Below are 16,994 nucleotides of genomic sequence, written 5' to 3' on the forward strand. Positions count from 1 at the left end.
CCGCAAGCCCCCCAAACGGTGGGCTGCTGGGGGCACCCGCCCGCTTCCTATCGTCAAGAGCCGGCGCACGTGGCCGTCGCCCCGTCCGCCGTCCTCCCTCCTCCCCCACGCCCTAGGAGAGGCAGATGACGAACCCCTGCGCCTGTACCGCACCGGCCCGGGACCGCGTCCCGCACGACGAGGGGCCGTTCGTGGGCCGGGGGCCCGAGACGGAACGGGTCACGGCCGCCCTCGCGGCCGCCCGGGACGGCAGGGGCGGGGCGGTCGTCGTCACCGGCGAACCCGGCGTCGGCAAGACCCGGTTCGCCACCGAGGCGCTCACCGCCGCCCGCGCGGCCGGCATGGTCACCGCCCGGGGCCGCGCCGGCACCGTCGGCCCGGCCGTGCCGTACCGGCCACTGGTGGAGGCGCTGCTCGCCCTCTGCCGGGCCGAGCCCGCCCCCGCGCCCGCCGAACTCGGCCGCTGCGGACCGGTCCTGGCCCGGCTCCTCGCCGGACCGGCGGACCCGGCGGCGCCCGCCGTGTCGCCGCTGCCGGTCGCCGAGGCGCTGCTGCGGCTGATCGCGGTCGTCGGGCGGCGGCGCGGCTGCCTGCTGGTCCTGGACGACCTGCACGCGGCCGACGCCGGCACCCTGGCCGTCGTCGAATACCTCCTCGACAACCTCGGGCAGCTGCCCGCCGTGCTGCTGCTCACCGTGGGCCGCGAACCCTGCGGGGCGCACGCGCTCACCGCCCGCGCCCGGCAGGACGGCCTCGCCGCCGTCGTCGACCTCGCCCCGCTCGGCCGCTCGGCGGTGCGCCGGCTGGTGGCGGCCGAACTGGGCGTCGCGCCCGAGGAGGTGAGCCCCGCGCTCGTCCGGCGCGCGGCGGCCGACGGCGCGGGCCTGCCCTTCGTCGTCCGGGAGGTGGTCCACGGCCTCGGCGGCATCGCCCAGAACCTGCGGCTGCGGGCCGCGCGGCTCGGCCCGCGCGGCGAGGAACTGCTGAGCCTCGCCGCGCTCCTCGGCCCCCGCTTCCCGCTGCCGGTGCTGCGCCGGGCGGCCGGCGGCCCGCAGGACGAGCTGACGGCGCTGCTGCGGGCGGCGGCCACCGCCTGCCTGCTGGTGCCGGACGGTCCCGGCACCGACGGGTACGCCTTCCGCTATCCGCTGGCCGCCGAGGCGCTGCGGGACACCCTGGGGCCCGTCGAACACGCCGCGTACGCGCGCCGCGCCGCCGCCGCGCTCGGCGCCCTGCACCCTCGGCTGCCCGGCGCCTGGTGCGCCCGTGCGGCGGAGCTCCACGAGCACGCGGGCGAGCGGGCCGAGGCCGTCCGCCTGTACGCCGAGGCGGCCCGGCGGGCGGGCGCCGAGGACGCCCCCGGCCTGGCGCTGGACCTGCTGGTCCGGGCGCACCGGCTGTCCGGCCCGGGCGCCGCCCCCGAGGCGCACGCCACGGTCCTGGAGCGGCTCCTGGAAGCGGCCGGCGGCTCGGGCCGGCTCGACCGGCTGCCCCCGGCGGTGCTCCCGGGGCGTCCGGGCGCGGGCGGCGGGCGCCCGTGGGAGCCGGGGCCCTCGGTGTCCCCGGAGCGGCGCGCGGGTCTGCGCGCCCGGTCCGCCGAGGTGCTGGCGCTGGCCGGGCGGCCGGCGGAGGGGCTGCGGGAGCTCGATTCGGCCCGGCGGCTGCTCGTGGGGCGGGACGACGCGGCGGCGACGGCCCGCGTCGAGCTGGCGGGGGCGCTCGTCGAACCGGCGCGGCTCGCGCCCGAACGGCTGCGCACCGCCGAGGAGTCGGCGCGGCGGGCGGTGGCGGCGGCCCGGGCGGCGGGGCTGCCGGAGGTGACGGGGCGGGCGCTGGTCGCGCTGGCCGGGCTGGTGCGGGAGCGGGACGAACCGGCCGCGGTGGCCGGCTTCGAGGAGGCGCGGCTGCTCGCCGAGGCGCATGGTCTCGCGGGGGTGCGGCTCGCCGCCGAGCTCGGGCTGGCCCGGGTGGAGGCGGCCCGCGAGGGGCGGACCGGCGCGGTGGAACGGGTGCGGGCGGAGGCGCTGCGGGCGGGGCTGCTGCCGGTCGCGCACGAGGCGGGGCTGGTGCTGGCGCTGGATCTGGTGCGGCGCGGGGCGTTCGACGCGGCCGGGGAGCTGGTCCGCGAGGGGATCGCCGAGGCGGCGCGGTGCGGTCTGGGCGGGGTGCTGGCGCGGTGGCGGCTGCTCGACGCGGTGCGGTGGGCGCAGCGGGGGCGGCGGGCCGAGATGGAGGAGGCGCTGGGGCGGCTGGCTCCGCTGGCGGACGCGGCGCCGGGGCTGCGGCCGGTGGCGTACGGGATGGGGCGGGCGTTCTGCTCGCTGCTGGAGGAGGACCACGAGGGCGTGGAGCGGGAGTTCGCTCGGGCGCTGGCGTACGACGGGGAGAATCCGGCGGCGGCCGATTTCGGCCGGCACGGGATCGTGCTGCTGCTGGGGGTGCTGGCGGGCCGGCTGGGGCGGCGGCACCACGCGGGGGCCGTGGCGGCGAGCGCGGCCGGGGAGCGCTGGAACCGGGTGTTCGTGGGGCTGGCGCACGCGGTGCTGCTGGGCCGGGAGGGCGGGCCCGGGGAGGCGGCGGCCGAGGCGGCGGCGGCGCTGGAGGCCGCGGCGCCGTATCCGGTGGCCCGGCATCTGGGGATGCGGCTGGTGGCGCGCGCGGCGTACGAGGACGGCTGGGGGGCGCCGGTGGAGTGGCTGCGCGAGGCGGAGGAGTTCTTCCACGGTGCCGGGCTGCCCGCGCCCGCGGGGGCCTGCCGGGCGCTGCTGCGCGGGATGGGCGCGCCGGTGCGGCAGCGCCGTTCGGGGGCGGACCGGGTGCCGCCGGTGCTGCGCCGCTGCGGGATCACGGTGCGGGAGTTCGAGGTGGCGCGGCTGCTGGCGGAGCGGTTCGGGAACCGGGACATCGCGGGGCGGCTGCACATCTCGCCCCGGACGGTGGAGAAGCACGTGTCGAGCCTCCTCCAGAAGACGGGGCATCCGACCCGGGCGGCGTTCGCCTCGGCGGCGCGGGAGCTGGTGGGCGGTCCGGTGTAGGGGTGCGGGGGCATGGGGGGGGGACCCGGGGGCCGGGCGGGGAGGGATCCGCTCGGCCCCCGGGTGGTCAGGCGGGGGTCCCGGCGCCGTGCGGGACCTCGGCGGGGGCGGAGAGGTCCACCACCCGGTCGAAGAGGGGGTCGAGTTCGTCGCCGCCCTGGTGGACGACGAGCAGGGCCCGGTCCGCGGTGCGTCGCCGCAGCAGGTCCAGGACGAGGGTGCGGCCGGTGTCGTCGAGGTCGGCGAGGGGTTCGTCGGCGAGGTAGACGTCGGCGTCCTCGGCGAGGAGGGCGGCGACGCCGAGCCGTCGGCGCTGGCCGGAGGAGAGCGTGGCGGGAAGCCGGTCGGCGAGTCCGTCGAGGCCCAGGGCGGTGCGCAGCCGGGGGTCGGCGACGAGGGCGCGGACCGGGAGCGGGGGCAGGCGGACCGGGGAGGTGAGGCTGGCGACGCGGGGCGGCCGGGTGATCTCGCCGTGGTCGGGGGCGAGGGTGCCGTCGACGAGGCGCAGCAGGGTGGTCTTGCCGCAGCCGTGGGGGCCTCGGAGCAGGACGCGTTCGCCGGGGCGGAGGCCGAGGTCGGGAAGGGCGACGGGGGTGTCGGCGGGGGTGCCGTAGCGGACGCGGGCGCCGCGCACCAGGACCAGGGTGCCCTCGTCGTGGTGGCGGGCGGGTGCGGCGGCGCGGAGTGCTTCGACGCGGTCGAGGACGGCGCTCTCGTGGCGGGTCCGCGGGAGCGCGTCGGCGAGGCCGGCGACGGCGGTGACGGCGTGCCGCAGCGCGTACGCGAAGGCGAGGAGGCCGCCGAAGGACAGCCGGCCGCCGAGGACGAGGAGGGCTCCGGCGGCGAGGGACGCGGTGTCGGGGAGGTGCGTCGTGAGGCGGCCGAGGGTCCGCAGGCGCCGGGCGCGGCGGCGGTGGGCGTGGTCGAGGGCGAGGAAGGCGCGCAGGGCGTCCCGGTGGGCGGCGCGTGCCCCGGCCATCAGGGCGGGGAGCCCGCGCAGGGCGTGGAAGGACTCCAGGGTGCGGGTGAGGGCGTCGACGTACCGGGCCTCGGCATCGCGCCGGGGGCCGGTGTCCGCCTCGGCGCGGCGGGCGAGCCGGCCGCCGGCCAGGACCAGCGGCGGGACGGTCGCGAGCAGGAGGAGCGCGGCGGGCCAGGCGAGGTGGAGGAGTACGCCGGTGGAGACGGCGGCGGCGCAGCCGTGGCGGGCGGCGGCGATGCGGGCGCCCACGGCGGGCAGGACGCCTTCGCGGACGTCGTCGTGGACGCGGCCGACGTAGGAGGCGGCGCCCCGCTCGGAGATCCGGCGTCCGTCGAGGCCGAGGGCGCGGCCGAGGAGTTCGGTCTCCAGGGCGAGCACGAGGGCGTTCTCGAAGCGTCCGCGCCACCGGGCGATGCCGTGGCCGGTGAGGTGCAGGGCGAGGCCGAGGAGGAGGTAGCAGCCGCCGAGGACGAGGAGGCGGCGGAGGTCGGCGGTGTGGACGGCCTGGTCGAAGAGGGCCTTGAGGAAGAGCGGGTGGAGCAGGGCTTCGGCGCCGCCGAGGAGGGCTTCGGCGGCGAGGACGCCGGTGAAGGCGCGTCGGTGTCCTCGCAGGGTGTGCCGGAGCCGTCTCACCGGCCGGTCCCGTCGACCTCGTCGAGTTCGTCGAGGAGGAGGTCGGCGGGGCCGCCGTGGTTGGCGCGGTGCAGGACCCGCAGGACGCCGGCGGATCCGGTGAGGTAGTCGGTGGAGCAGCGCAGCAGGCCCTCGCCGGGGACGGCGAGCGGGGTGACGCCGGGGCGGCGCGGGATGCCGAAGTGGGCGGCTGGTTCGAAGAGGAACACCTGGCGCAGGAAGTCGAGCTGCCGCAGGGCGGTCTCGCGGTAGGAGGCGTCGCCGGTGATCCGGGCGGCGTCCAGGAGCGCGTCGGCGGTGCCGCTCATGCCGAAGGAGTAGCCGGGGAGCGGGGAGTGGCCGACGTCGAGGGCGCGCAGGACGGTCCGGGCGGCGTCGAGGTCTCCGTAGCGGAGCAGCACCTGGGCCACTCCGGCGGAGCCGACCTCGATGTAGGGCTCCATGGAGTCCTCGGGTCCGGTCATGCCGGGGCCGCCGTCGGGCGGGGGTGCGGCGTGGGCCGTCTCCCAGTCGAGGGCGGCGCGGCCGAGGGCGCGGTAGTGGTGCTCGCCGGTGACCTGGTGCATCCGGAGCAGGAAGAGGGCGACTCCGGCCTGGCCGAAGCCGAGGCCGGTGAGCGGGCCCTCCTCGGAGAAGTCGTTGAGCCAGTAGGCGTGCCGGCCGTCGCGGTGGACGGTGTCGAGCAGGACGCGGGCGCAGTCCTTGGCGGCGGCGAGGTCGCGGGGGTCGCCGCCGCGCAGGTAGAAGCGCAGGTTGGTCATGCCGACGCCGGACAGGCCGTAGTAGAAGGTGTGGTCGGCGGTCTCGGGGGCGCGCCGGTTGGCGTGGCCGAGGAGGGAGCGGCCCTGGCGGCGCATCCCGAGGGACTCGGCGGCCCAGGCGATGCCGGCGAGGCCGCTCATCAGGCCGTCGGGGTAGGCGTCCAGGTCGATGGCGGTGAGTGCGCCGCGCAGCCATTCGTGCCAGGCGGGGCGGACGGGGACGCCGGAGGCGTTCAGCGCCCAGAGGACGCCGGAGGCGCCGAAGCCGAGGCTGAGGGGGTTGGTGACGTGGGCGAAGGGGTCGACCGGGAAGAGGGTGGCGCGGGCGGGGTCGGCGACGGCCGTCACGAAGGCGGCGACGCCGGTCTCGGTGGTGCGCAGGGCGGCGGGGTCGACGAGGGGGCGGGGGCGGTCGCGGCGGACTCCGGCGATCAGGGCGGTCTCCTGGGCGTCGAGGGCGGCGACGACGTCGGCGGGCCCGAGGCGGGCGGCGGCGAGGTCGGTGACGAGCCGGTGGACGGGTGCGGGCCAGCCGAGGGCGTCGAAGAACACCCGGTAGGTGTCGAGGACGTCCTCGCGCAGGGCGGACAGGGCGGCGACGGGGAAGGCGAAGTAGGCCATGGTGGCGGCCAGGGCGTAGAGGTCGCCTTCCACGCCGGCGGGTCGGGGGCCGCGGCGCGGGAGGCTGAAGCCGGGGGTGTGGAGCTCGACGGGCCGGTCGAGGGTGCCGCCGGGGGCGGTGCCGGTGTTCTCGCCGGTGGCGCCGGTGGCGTCGACGAGCCGGCAGGTCTCCAGGTCGACGAGGGTGACGTCGTACGTGTCGGGGTCGATGAGCAGGTTGGCGGGGGTGAGGTCGCCGAGGACGACGCCTCGGGCGTGGGCGGCGGCGACGGCGCGGGCGAGGCCTCGGAAGACGGTGAGGAAGACGCGCAGGAAGGCGCGGGATCGCTCGGGGTCGAAGCCGGGGCGGACGAGCGGGTTGTGGGCGAGGAGGACGGTGCGCATGTCGGCGCGGTCGACGAACTCCTCGGCGATGTAGTGGTGTTCGCGGTGCCGGAAGCGGGCGATGGGGTCGGGGAAGGCGGCGACGTCGGACAGGCGCTCCAGGAAGCTCCATTCGCGGCCGAGGATGTCGACGGCGTCGTAGTCGAGGCGGAGGTGGGGGCTGGTGTGCGGGCGGGCTTCCTTGAGGACGACGGTCCGGTCGCCGTCCAGGGTGTCCTCGGCGGTGTACACACCGCCGCTGTTGGTGAGGTGGAGGGCGCCGGTGACGCGGAAGCGGCCGCCGAGGAGCCCCTCCCCCTCGGTCTCCTCCGCGGGCTTCCAGTCGGAGAACGGCCACGGCACCCACCAGGGGTGGGTGTTGCCGGGCCGCCGGTCGTCGGGCTCCGGCCGGCCGTCGGGTCCGATGAGCCGCGGGACCCGGCGGCCGAGCACGTCCACGGCGGGGGCGGGGAGGAACTGGCCGTAGCGGAAGGAGAGGGCCTTGCTGTCGCGATATCGCAGATCGGACAGCACGGCGGCGCCTTCCGCGCCCTCCAGGAGTCGGGCCAGGTCGGCGAGGCACGTCCTGAACTCGTCCTCGTCGCGCGGGTAGGCGGTGAGCAGCTTGCCGCCGCTGCCCCGGTCCATGGCCTTGGAGTTGAGCATCTCGAAGACGTCGAGGTCGAGCGCGATCTTGAAGTCGATCCCCCGGGAGACGAGGTGGCCGATCGCCGTGGCCGCTACCTCCCGCACCTGGCGGTGCCGGGAGGACACGTGGATCTTCCAGCCCTGCCGCGGGAGAGCGGGGTCGTGCCGATGGCTCCACCAGATGCCGCTGCGGACGAAACGGGCCCGCGTCCGCTCGTCGAGTCCGGCGAGGAAGTGGTCCTTCCGGGGCTCGTGGTACATGTCGAGCGGATCGAAGAAGAGGGAGTCGTTCCAGGCGAAGAGGAACCGGTGGACCCATCGTTGGTCGCGCATGTCAGCCTCTGTGGTCGTCGAGGTGCCGCCGACGGCATCTTCGGGGCGGGTGCGTCACGGCGCTCGCGGGGGGCGTGGGGCGCCCCCTGTCCGGCCGTGCCGCCCGTGCGGGTGGCGGCCGGCGGTCCGGGCGGGGCGTGGGGCGCCCTCGCCGGGACGGTGCCGGGCCGAGGATGACTGAGGATGACTAGGGCGGGAGGCTCATGTCGTCTCCTCCGGGTCGGGTGCGCGTGGTCGGCGCGCACTGGGGCGGCTTCCGTGCCGTTCGGCGCCGAGCGACATGCGCAAGTCAACGCGATCCGTCCGGTTGGCACATGGGAGCTGCCACCCCATAATCCGGTCGCGGATCCCTCGCGAAAGATGGGGGTGCGGGGGTGACGGGCCGGGCCAGGAGGGGCGAGAGGGCCAGGAGGGGCGGTCAGCCCGCGCAGGTGTCCAGCATCCGGCCGAGGGTGGCCTTCTCCTGGGGCGTCACGGTGAGCCCGTACACCGACTTGACCTCGGTCCAGGAGCGGGCGTACGCGCACCAGTAGGAGCGCGCCGGGGGCTGCCACTCGTCGGGGCCCTGGTCGCCCTTGGAGCGGTTGGAGACGGCCGAGACGGCGAGGAGCTGGGGGTGGGTGAGGTCGTTGGCGAAGGCCTTGCGCTTCTCCTGGGTCCACTTGGCCGCGCCGGAGCGCCAGGCGTTGGCGAGCGGGACCGTGTGGTCGATGTCGAGGCCCGACGCCTTGGTGAAGGTCTTGCCGTCGTAGACGCTGGTCCAGGTGCCGGAGACGGCCTTGCACTGCGCATCGCGGCGCACACCGGCGCCGTCGCGGGCGAGGACGGTCTCGCGGGTGTTGCAGTTGGCGCCCTGTTCCGCCCAGTGCGGGAAGCGGTCGCGGCTGTAGCCGGTCATCGGGCCCTCGGGCGCGACCTTGAGGGCGGCGAGGCTGGTGCGGGCCTCGGCGGCGGCCGGGATCCCGGGGAGCGTGCCGTCGGCCGGGCCCTTGGCGTCGCCGGACGGAGTGCGGGGGGCGGGTGCCGTGGTCCTGCCCTTGGCGTCGCCGGACGCGCCGCCGCCTCCCTGACCGGCACATCCGGTGACCGCGAGCAGCACCGCCGCGACCGCCGTCGAACCCGCTATGTACACACGCTTCTGACGCCCCATGAGCGGAATCTTCCCCTTCGTCCTTCATCGATACGCCTGGCAGCGTACGACGTGGGGGCCTCGGCACCGCGCCGCGGCCCCCACGGGGCGTCAGGCGGGGTACCTGACGTCGGGCGTGTAGGTCGCGCCGGTGAGGCAGTCGCGGATCTCGTGGCGGGGTGCCGCCGTTCCGGTCCAGCGGAGGAAGGCGGTGGAGTCGCCGCCGGTGGACCTGGCCATGTCGATGAAGCGGCAGCCGTCGTAGAGCACCTTGCCGACGGTGGTCGGCGTGCTGCCGGTGCTCACCCGGTGGGAGCCCATCAGGGCGCAGTCGGTGTAGCGGACCATGGGGCCGCTGTTGCCGATGGCGTCGAAGGCGTACGTGTGGGGCACGGCGCCGTTGGTCCAGGACTGGTGGCTGACGGCGGTGTCGTCGCAGGACACGAAGGTGATGGTGCCCTTGTGCCAGCGCGAGTCGATGACCTTCTGGTCGGCGTTGTGCAGCTCGAAGCGGACGCCCTGGACGTAGAGCCGGGCGACGGAGTCGGCGCGGGTGGTGGCCTCGGAGCCGAGCTGGAAGAAGGTGCCGGGGGCCACGGGGTCGGTGAGGATGTAGGAGCCGCCGGTGACGTTCATGGAGCCGCCCCGGTTGTTCTTCACGAACACCCCGGACTTGAACTCCACCTTGCAGTCGCGGAACCAGTAGTTCAGGAACTGGTCCTGCTGGGTGGCCGTCGGCTTCATCCCCATGACCAGGAACGCCTCGGAGTAGCTGCCGCCGATCTGGCAGTGGTCCCAGCCCATCTCGCTGTTGAGGTCGGACTCGGGCAGGGAGTGGTCGGGCGAGTCGACGGGCCCGTCGAGCCCGATGCCGCGCTTCCAGCTTCCGCGCCACTCGACGTCGGTGTACCAGGTGTCCTGGACGCCGTAGCCGCCGTCGGTGGAGTAGGCGTAACAGAAGCTGGACGTGGGGTTGTTACTGGTGAAGGTGAGTCCGGAGATCCGGATGTTCTTGTAGCGGCGGTAGTTGGTCCACAGGGTGGTGTCGTCCGTGGTGGGCGCGTACACGATCCGGGAGAGCCGCTTGCCGTAGCCGGTGATCGAGAGGCCGTCGACGATGCCGCCGTTGCCCTTGCCGTCGATGCCGGGCAGCAGCGAGTCGGGCTGCGTCAGCAGGTAGTTGCCGGGCGGGATGACCAGGACCTTCTTCGGGATCGCTCCCGAGATCGGGCCGCCCTGGAACGAGGCGAGGACTTCGGCGGCGGCCGCGCGGAACGCGGTGTCGCTGGGCGTGGCGCCGGTCGGGTCGGCGCCCTTGGCGATGACGTCGACGCTGTACGGGTCGTCGCCCGCCCCTGCGGCGTACGCCGGGGTGGCGCCCATCGCCACGGCTCCGGCGGCGCCGATGCCCGCGGTCGCCATCCCCCGCATGACGGAACGTCTGTCCATGTTTCCGGTCATTCCCTGCCCCCACGTGTCATGATCGCCCGAAAGAAGGCACATACGATCATGACGCCGGTGCCGGTGCAAGGCCGTTCCGGCCCCCGGCCCGTAGGGTGCCGGAATGATCGCCGTTCCGCAGGAGTTCACCCACGCCACCGTCGCACGCGAGGGCGGTGCGGGCACGGCCTGGATCGACCGCCTGCCGGCCCTCGTCGAATCGTCGCTGGAGCGGTGGGACTGCGTGCCGGACGGGCCGGTGCTGCACGGCGGCGTGGGCCTGATCGTGCCCGTCCGGCGGCCGGGCGGGCAGCCCGCGGTGCTCAAGGTGTCGTTCCCGCACCCGGGCAACACCCATGAACCGGACGCCTTCGCCGTGTGGGCGGGCCGGGGCGCGGTCCACCTGTACGCGCGCGACGACGCGAGCTTCGCGATGCTCCTGGAGCGGGCCGAGCCGACGACCCTGGAAGCGCTGGGCGACCCGGACGAGACGGCCCGGGTGGCGGGCGCGCTCGGGCGCAGGCTCGCCGTACCCGCGCCCGCCGGGCTGCCGAGGCTGAGCGAGCGGGCCGGGGAGTGGGAGGAGGAGCTGCGGCGGGACGCCGGGGAGCTGGCGCACACGATGCCGGACCGGGTGGTGGGCGCCGCGCTGGCCACCGTACGGGAGTTGGCGCGGGCGCAGCCGGACACCCTGGTCCACGGCGACCTGCACGCGCGCAACGTGCTGCGGGCGGAGCGCGAGCCGTGGCTGGCGGTGGACCCCAAGGGCTGCGTGGGCGATCCGGCGTACGACGGGGGCACGTTCCTGAAGACCCGCGCCCTCCACCTCCTCGGCCTCTCCGATCCGCGCGCCGCCGCCTTCCGGACGCTGGCCGTCTACGCGGAGGCCGCCGGTCTCGACCGGGAGCGGGTCCGGCGGTGGGCCCAACTGCTGGTGGTGCGGGTGGCGTTCTGGGGGCGGCGGCACGGGCTGCGGGTCGCGCGGGGCGGGCCGGAGCGGGACGGGCTGATGCTGTTCGCGGACCGGTTCGCGGAGGCCCTCACGGACCCGGAACGGCCCGGCCGGCAGACCCGGAGCAGCCCGGCCGGGGCGCCTCGGCCCCGTCCGTTCTGGGGGTGATCCTCCGCTATCCCGGCGAATCAGCCACTTTGTTGCCTGGGTAAAGTAATTCTCAAGACGCCCGCCTCACGGTCCGTCTTCCTTCATGCTGCCCACCCTCGCCGAGGAGACCCGTCATGCCCGCTGCGCGCATGAGCCGTACACCGCTGCCCGGGATCGGGGTCCGCTACGACCTCACCACGCGCGAGGACCGGCGCCTGTCCGTGGTGGCGGGGCGGGACGGGAGCCGGGTGCTCAACGCGTACCGCGGCGACGACCCCGACGAATGCTCCTTGTCGGTCCGGCTGACCGCCGGGGAGTCCGAAGCACTCATCGACGCGCTGATGCCGTCCCACCACAGCCCCAGCCTGCTCTCCACCACGGACCTGGGCCTGGTCGCCGAGCGGATCGAGCTGGCCGCCGGCTCGCACTGGAGCGGCCGGCTGCTCGGCGAGACCAGGACCCGCACCGAGACCGGCGTCTCCATCGTGGCGGTGCTGCGCCGCGCCGACGCCGTCCCCTCCCCCGGACCGGACTTCCGGCTCGCCGGGGGCGACACCCTCATCGTGATCGGCACCCGCGAAGGCGTCGACGCCGCCGCCCTGATACTCGGAAGGGAGTGATCCATGCACTCGTCCGCCGTCTTCCTCATCGAGTTCGGTGCGATCATCCTCGGTCTCGGCCTGCTGGGCCGGCTCGCCGGACGGCTCAAGTTCTCCCCCATCCCGCTCTACCTCCTGGCCGGTCTCGCCTTCGGCGAGGGCGGGCTGCTGCCGCTGGGCGCCAGTGAGGAGTTCGTGGCGATCGGCGCCGAGATCGGCGTGATCCTCCTGCTGCTGATGCTCGGCCTGGAGTACACGGCGACCGATCTGGTCACCAACCTCAAGACGCAGTACCCCGCCGGCCTGGTCGACGCGGCGTTCAACGCGCTGCCCGGCGCGGTCGCCGCGCTGCTGCTCGGCTGGGGCCCGGTCGCCGCCGTGGTGCTGGCGGGCGTCACCTGGATCTCCTCCTCCGGCGTCATCGCGAAGGTCCTCGGCGACCTGGGCCGGCTCGGCAACCGGGAGACCCCGGTGGTGCTGAGCATCCTGGTCCTGGAGGACCTGGCGATGGCGGTCTACCTGCCGATCGTCACCGCGCTGCTCGCCGGGGTCGGGCTCGCGGCGGGCAGCGTGACCCTCGCCGTGGCGCTGGGCGTCGCCGGGCTCGTGCTCTTCCTCGCCCTGCGGTACGGGCGCCTGATCTCCCGGTTCGTCTCCAGTGACGACCCGGAGAAGCTGCTGCTCGTGGTGCTGGGGCTGACCCTGCTGGTCGCGGGAGTGGCGCAGCAGCTCCAGGTGTCCGCCGCCGTCGGCGCGTTCCTGGTCGGCATCGCGCTCTCGGGCGAGGTCGCCGAGGGCGCCCACAACCTGCTGAGCCCGCTGCGGGACCTGTTCGCCGCGGTCTTCTTCGTCTTCTTCGGCCTGCACACCGACCCGGCGAGCATTCCGCCGGTGCTGCTGCCCGCGCTCGCGCTGGCGGTGGTCACCGCCGCCACGAAGATCGCCACGGGGTACTGGGCGGCCCGCCGGGCCGGGATCTCGGTCAAGGGGCGCTGGCGGGCGGGCGGCACGCTGGTGGCGCGCGGCGAGTTCTCGATCGTCATCGCGGGCCTGGCCGTGTCGGCGGGCATCGAGCCCTCGCTGGGGCCGCTGGCCACCGCGTACGTGCTCATCCTCGTCGTCCTCGGCCCGCTGACCGCCCGCTACACCGAGCCGGTCGCCACCCGCCTGTCCGCGCTGCGGCGCCGGCGCCAGGCCGGGGCCGCAGCCGCGGTGGCCGGGGCCGGGGCCCCGCCGCGCGAGGAGCTGCTGGACCTGGACCCGGTCGGCGACGGGACGTCGGGCCGCCTGCCGTAGCGCCTCGGCGGGGGGGCGGGGCGGGGCGGCCGATGGGCCCGCCCCGCCCCCGCGCCCGATGTCCGACGCCCGGCCGGCCCCCCTCGGACGGCGAGCCGCTCAGTCGCTCAGTCGGCCACGAGGACCACCTTCCCGGTCATGTCGCCCCGCTCCAGCAGCGCGTGGGCCTCGGCCGCCCGGGACAGCGGGAAGGCGGCGGCGACGCGCGGTACCAGGGCCCCCGTCTCCGCGAGGCCGGCGATGGCCCGCATCCCCGCGTGGTCGCTCTGCACCCCGATCATCCGCACCCGGCCGGCGGTGCACTCCGCGCCGAGGATCGGCGTGGGCACGGTCGTGACCATCGTGCCGCCGGGACGCAGCAGGGCCATCGAAGCGGTCCGCACCGGACCTCCGACCAGGTCCAGGACGAAGTCCATGTCACCGGCCACCGCGGCGAAGTCGGTGGTGGCGTTGTCGATGACCACGTCCGCGCCCAGCCCGCGCACGAACTCCTCGTGGTCGCCGAGGGTGGTGGCGGTGACGTGCGCCCCCCGGGCCTTGGCGATCTGCACGGCGAGGTGCCCCACACCACCGGTGGCCGCGTGGATCAGGGCACGCTGCCCGCCGCGCAGGTGCGCCGTGTCCACGATGGCCTGGTAGGCGGTGAGCGAGGCCAGGGGCAGCGCCGCCGCCAGGACGTGGTCGAGCGACTTCGGCTTCAGGGCGAAGGCACGGGCGGGGCCCGTCGCGAACTCGGCGTGCGCGCCCGCCCCGTAGGGGTAGGGGAGCATCCCGAAGACCTCGTCACCCGGCTCGAAGATCGTGACGCCCAGGCCGACCGCGTCGACCACTCCGGAGACGTCCCACCCGAGGGTCAGGGGGAGGTCCTTGAGGAACAGGCCGCCGGCCCGGTGCTGGCAGTCCGTCGGGTTGAGCCCCGCCGCCCGCATGGCCACGCGGATCTCGCCGACCGCCGGCTCCGGCCGCGCCACCTCCCGTATGCGGAGGACCTCGGTGCCGCCGAAGGAGTCCTGCTGTACGGCACGCATCAGCGGTGCCTCTGTGTCGGTGATGTGGAGGTTCATGGCTCCACCGTCCACCGTGGCCGATCCGGCGACCATGGCATACATGCCATGGTTCGATACGATTGCGCCATGGCGCACAAAGTGGTCACTCTCGCCCTGGACGGCGTGTACCCCTTCGATCTCGGCATCCCGAGCCGGATCTTCGGCGTCGCGGACGGCCGGTACGAGGTGTCGACCTGCGGCGTGGACGGCGGGCCGGTCCGCACCAACGCGGACTTCTCCGTCACGCCCACCCACTCGATCGAGGCCCTGTACGAGGCGGACACCGTCGTGGTCCCGCCCATCGACCCCGGCTGCCTGTCGCGCGAGGTGCCGCCCGCCGTGGCGGCGGCGCTGCACGAGGTGCGGACGCGGGCCCGGCTGGTGTCCTTCTGCACCGGCGCCTTCGTGCTGGCCGCCGTCGGCTTGCTGGACGGGCGCCGGGCGACGACCCACTGGGAGCTGAGCGGGCCGTTCCGCGCGCGGTTCCCCCGGGTGCTCCTGGATCCCACCGTGCTCTTCGTCGACGACGGCGACGTGCTGACGGCGGCGGGGGCCACGGCGGGCATCGACCTGTCCCTGCACATGGTCCGCGAGGACCACGGGAGCGAGGTGGCGAACGCCGTGGCCCGCCACTGCGTGGTGCCTCCCTGGCGCGAGGGGGGACAGGCCCAGTTCATCGTCCAGCCGGTGCCCGGGCCGACGGCGCAGAGCACCTCGGGAGCACGCCAGTGGGCCCTGGAGAACCTCCAGGCCCCGCTGACCCTCGACGACCTCGCGGCCCGCGCGCGGATGAGCCGGCGCACCTTCATCCGCCGCTTCCAGAACGAGGTGGGCGTCAGCCCCGGCCAGTGGGTCATCCAGCAGCGCCTCGCGCACGCGAGGCACCTGCTGGAGTCGACCGACTACCCGGTCGACACGATCGCGGCGAAGGCCGGGTTCGGCACCGACACCTCCCTCCGACGGCACCTGCACACGGCCGTCGGCGTCTCCCCCGCGGCCTACCGCAGGACCTTCCGCGGCCCCGGCCCGGCGGCGTAGCCCGCCTCGGCGGGCGCGGTGAGGGGCAGGTCCGGCAGGGCCTGCCAGCGCACCGGGACCTGGCGCATGACCAGGACGGAGTCCAGGACCGCGGTGCCCGGCGGGAAGCGCTCGGGGTCGTCGAAGTAGCTGGAGCGGGCCGAGACGATCCGGCCCGGCTCGATGCGCCAGGCGTCCGTCCGGAGCCGCATCCCGTCCAGGGCGCGACCCGAGCGGGTCTCCGACCAGCCCCGGTCGCCCGCGCGGAAGAAGGCGGACGCCTCGTCGAGGCCGGCGAACAGGGCGCTGCCCTCCAGGCGGTCGGCGATCCGCGCGGTGACGTCGACGCCGGTCAGCCCGTCGCGGGTCGCGTACGCCACCCGCAGGGTGTCGGGGGTCTCCCGGACCGTGAAGTCGGCATGGCCGTGCTCGCCGGGGAAGACCCGGCCCCCGGCCAGCCGGTTGACCAGCGAGGCGGTGTCGCGGCGCGGGATGTAGACGCCGGTCTCCACGCCGTCGGGGCCGTCCCATTCGACGGCGATGCGGTGGGCCGCGTTCTCGCTGCGCAGCCCGAGCGCGGCGGGCGCCCACGCGGGGCGCACCGAGCCGAGCCGGAGCAGGCAGATCCCGGCGACGGCGTGCCCGCGCACGAGCTGCGGGCGCAGCGGCGCGGGCAGCAGCGGGGCGACGGCCTCGGGCGCGACCCGGTAGTTGACGAGCAGCCGGCGCTCGATGACGGAGGCGAGGTGCGGGGGTCTCATGCCGGGTGCTCCTGCCCGTGGGGCTGGTGGGACTGGTGGGGCTCCTGGGCGTCGCCGCCGGGGCCGGGGCGCCATTTGGTGTGACGCAGGACGATCTGCTCGGGGCACACGGCGCTGAGGAAGCGCCCCACGCTGGTGGCGAGCCGGTCCTCGACGAGGGAGTAGAGGATCCGGTTGCCGTCCCGCCGCTCGGTGACGAGTCCGGCGCCCTTGAGGACGCCGAGGTGCCGGGAGATCGAGGGGGCGCTGATGGCGAAGCGGCCCGCGATCTCGCCGGCGGGCAGTTCACCGGCGGCGCGGAGGTCTTCGAGGATCTGGCGCCGGGTGGGGTCGGCGAGGGCGCGGAACACGCCGGCGTCGTCGTCTGGTTCGCTCACGGAGATCTTTTTAGCACCATGGCTAAGTAGCTAACAACGGAAGCCCTTGCCGATGTCCGGATCTGCAAGTCGCATGACATTGCGGCCATCGGGTGCACGTTCGTAACGTGGAGACACGGCGCCGGGAGCTCCCCCGGCCCCACTCCCATCCCACCCACCGAAAGGGCGCCCCATGTCCGCCTCCTCCCCCTCCACCACGCTGCGCGAGCTCGACGGCTTCGACGCCGCCCCCGCCTCGCTCGCCGGGGCCACGCTGCTCCTGATCGACTACCAGAACACCTACACGCGGGGCGTGATGGAGCTGGACGGCTGGGAGGCGGCGCTCGACTCCGCCGCCGAGCTGCTGGCCCGGGCGCGGGCGGCCGGCGCCAAGGTCGTCCACGTCGTCAACGACGGCGGCGAGGGCACTCCGTACGACATCCGCGCCGAGATCGGGGCGATCCACCCCCGGGTCGCCCCGGTCGAGGGCGAGCCCGTCGTGGTGAAGACCGCGCCGGACGGCTTCGTCGGCACCGACCTGGCCGAGCACCTGGACGCCGCCGGGAACAAGGACCTCGTCGTCGCCGGGTTCATGACCCACATGTGCGTGGCGTTCACGACCGCGGGCGCCTTCCTGCGCGGCGACCGGCCCACCGTCGTCGCCGACGCCTGCGCCACCCGCCCCCTGGGCACCGCCGCGGGCGAGGTGACGGCCGATGAGCTGCACCGGGGCGCGCTCGCGACCATCGGGGACCTGTACGGGGTCGTCGTCCCGACCGTCGCGTCGCTGCGCTGAGCCGGGCCCCCGCCCCGGCTCCGGGGGCGGCACGGGGGTGCGCCCCCGGGGACCGGGGCGGGGACCACGCGCCCCG

The 16,994-nt window shown here is 75.5% G+C and carries 13 protein-coding genes; 6 read left to right on the forward strand and 7 right to left on the reverse strand.

Annotated elements, in window-relative coordinates:
• Positions 1–125: 125 nt before the first annotated feature.
• Positions 126–3,035 (forward strand): helix-turn-helix transcriptional regulator, encoded by a 2,910-nt coding sequence (locus ACZ6J5_RS32885; protein WP_469397573.1) that lies wholly within the window; start codon positions 126–128, stop codon positions 3,033–3,035.
• Positions 3,036–3,102: 67 nt separating this feature from the next.
• On the opposite strand, the gene ACZ6J5_RS32890 is transcribed toward ACZ6J5_RS32885, so the two are convergent.
• The 4 genes from ACZ6J5_RS32890 to ACZ6J5_RS32905 form a co-directional block, all read right to left on the reverse strand.
• On the reverse strand, positions 3,103–4,650 hold the full coding sequence (locus tag ACZ6J5_RS32890) for an ATP-binding cassette domain-containing protein (RefSeq protein WP_469397574.1): 1,548 nt from the start codon (positions 4,648–4,650) through the stop codon (positions 3,103–3,105).
• Entirely contained in the window at positions 4,647–7,376 is a 2,730-nt protein-coding gene (locus ACZ6J5_RS32895) for a class III lanthionine synthetase LanKC N-terminal domain-containing protein (RefSeq protein ID WP_469397575.1), read from the reverse strand. Before ACZ6J5_RS32895 ends, ACZ6J5_RS32890 begins: the two co-directional genes overlap by 4 nt.
• A 418-nt stretch (positions 7,377–7,794) precedes the next feature.
• Positions 7,795–8,526, reverse strand: coding sequence for a GmrSD restriction endonuclease domain-containing protein (locus tag ACZ6J5_RS32900; RefSeq protein WP_469397577.1), 732 nt, complete (start codon positions 8,524–8,526; stop codon positions 7,795–7,797).
• Positions 8,527–8,616: 90 nt separating this feature from the next.
• The gene (locus ACZ6J5_RS32905; protein ID WP_469397578.1) at positions 8,617–9,954 is read right to left on the reverse strand and encodes a hypothetical protein; all 1,338 of its coding nucleotides are present in this window, start codon (positions 9,952–9,954) and stop codon (positions 8,617–8,619) included.
• 115 nt (positions 9,955–10,069) lie between these two features.
• On the opposite strand from ACZ6J5_RS32905, the gene ACZ6J5_RS32910 reads away from it, so the two are divergent.
• From ACZ6J5_RS32910 to ACZ6J5_RS32920, 3 genes are all read left to right on the forward strand, one after another.
• Entirely contained in the window at positions 10,070–11,065 is a 996-nt protein-coding gene (locus ACZ6J5_RS32910; protein WP_469397580.1) for an aminoglycoside phosphotransferase family protein, read from the forward strand.
• A gap of 116 nt (positions 11,066–11,181) precedes the next feature.
• Positions 11,182–11,667 carry a cation:proton antiporter regulatory subunit gene (locus ACZ6J5_RS32915; RefSeq protein ID WP_469397581.1) on the forward strand — a complete coding sequence of 162 codons (486 nt, stop codon included), beginning with the start codon at positions 11,182–11,184 and terminating at the stop codon, positions 11,665–11,667.
• Between the two features lie 3 nt (positions 11,668–11,670).
• Complete coding sequence (locus ACZ6J5_RS32920) at positions 11,671–12,942, forward strand: cation:proton antiporter (RefSeq protein WP_469397582.1); 1,272 nt, start codon at positions 11,671–11,673, stop codon at positions 12,940–12,942.
• 107 nt (positions 12,943–13,049) lie between these two features.
• Here ACZ6J5_RS32920 and ACZ6J5_RS32925 read toward each other — a convergent pair whose 3' ends face one another.
• A complete protein-coding gene (locus ACZ6J5_RS32925; RefSeq protein WP_469397584.1) occupies positions 13,050–14,006 on the reverse strand; it encodes an NADP-dependent oxidoreductase in 957 nt (318 codons plus the stop codon).
• A 69-nt stretch (positions 14,007–14,075) separates the two neighbouring features.
• Between ACZ6J5_RS32925 and ACZ6J5_RS32930 the strand changes: the two genes are divergently transcribed.
• Complete coding sequence (locus tag ACZ6J5_RS32930) at positions 14,076–15,026, forward strand: GlxA family transcriptional regulator (protein WP_469397586.1); 951 nt, start codon at positions 14,076–14,078, stop codon at positions 15,024–15,026.
• Here ACZ6J5_RS32930 and ACZ6J5_RS32935 read toward each other — a convergent pair.
• Both ACZ6J5_RS32935 and ACZ6J5_RS32940 read right to left on the reverse strand, forming a co-directional pair.
• On the reverse strand, positions 14,987–15,766 hold the full coding sequence (locus ACZ6J5_RS32935) for a DUF2071 domain-containing protein (protein WP_469397587.1): 780 nt from the start codon (positions 15,764–15,766) through the stop codon (positions 14,987–14,989). The two genes, ACZ6J5_RS32930 and ACZ6J5_RS32935, sit on opposite strands and share 40 nt — an antisense overlap.
• The gene (locus tag ACZ6J5_RS32940) at positions 15,763–16,143 is read right to left on the reverse strand and encodes a metalloregulator ArsR/SmtB family transcription factor (protein WP_469397589.1); all 381 of its coding nucleotides are present in this window, start codon (positions 16,141–16,143) and stop codon (positions 15,763–15,765) included. The genes ACZ6J5_RS32935 and ACZ6J5_RS32940 overlap by 4 nt, the downstream gene beginning before the upstream one ends.
• 172 nt (positions 16,144–16,315) lie before the next feature.
• Here ACZ6J5_RS32940 and ACZ6J5_RS32945 point away from each other — a divergent pair, with 172 nt between their 5' ends.
• A complete protein-coding gene (locus tag ACZ6J5_RS32945) occupies positions 16,316–16,918 on the forward strand; it encodes a cysteine hydrolase family protein (protein ID WP_469397591.1) in 603 nt (200 codons plus the stop codon).
• Positions 16,919–16,994 lie beyond the last annotated feature (76 nt).

The organism is Streptomyces sp. NPDC042100, assembly GCF_055582325.1.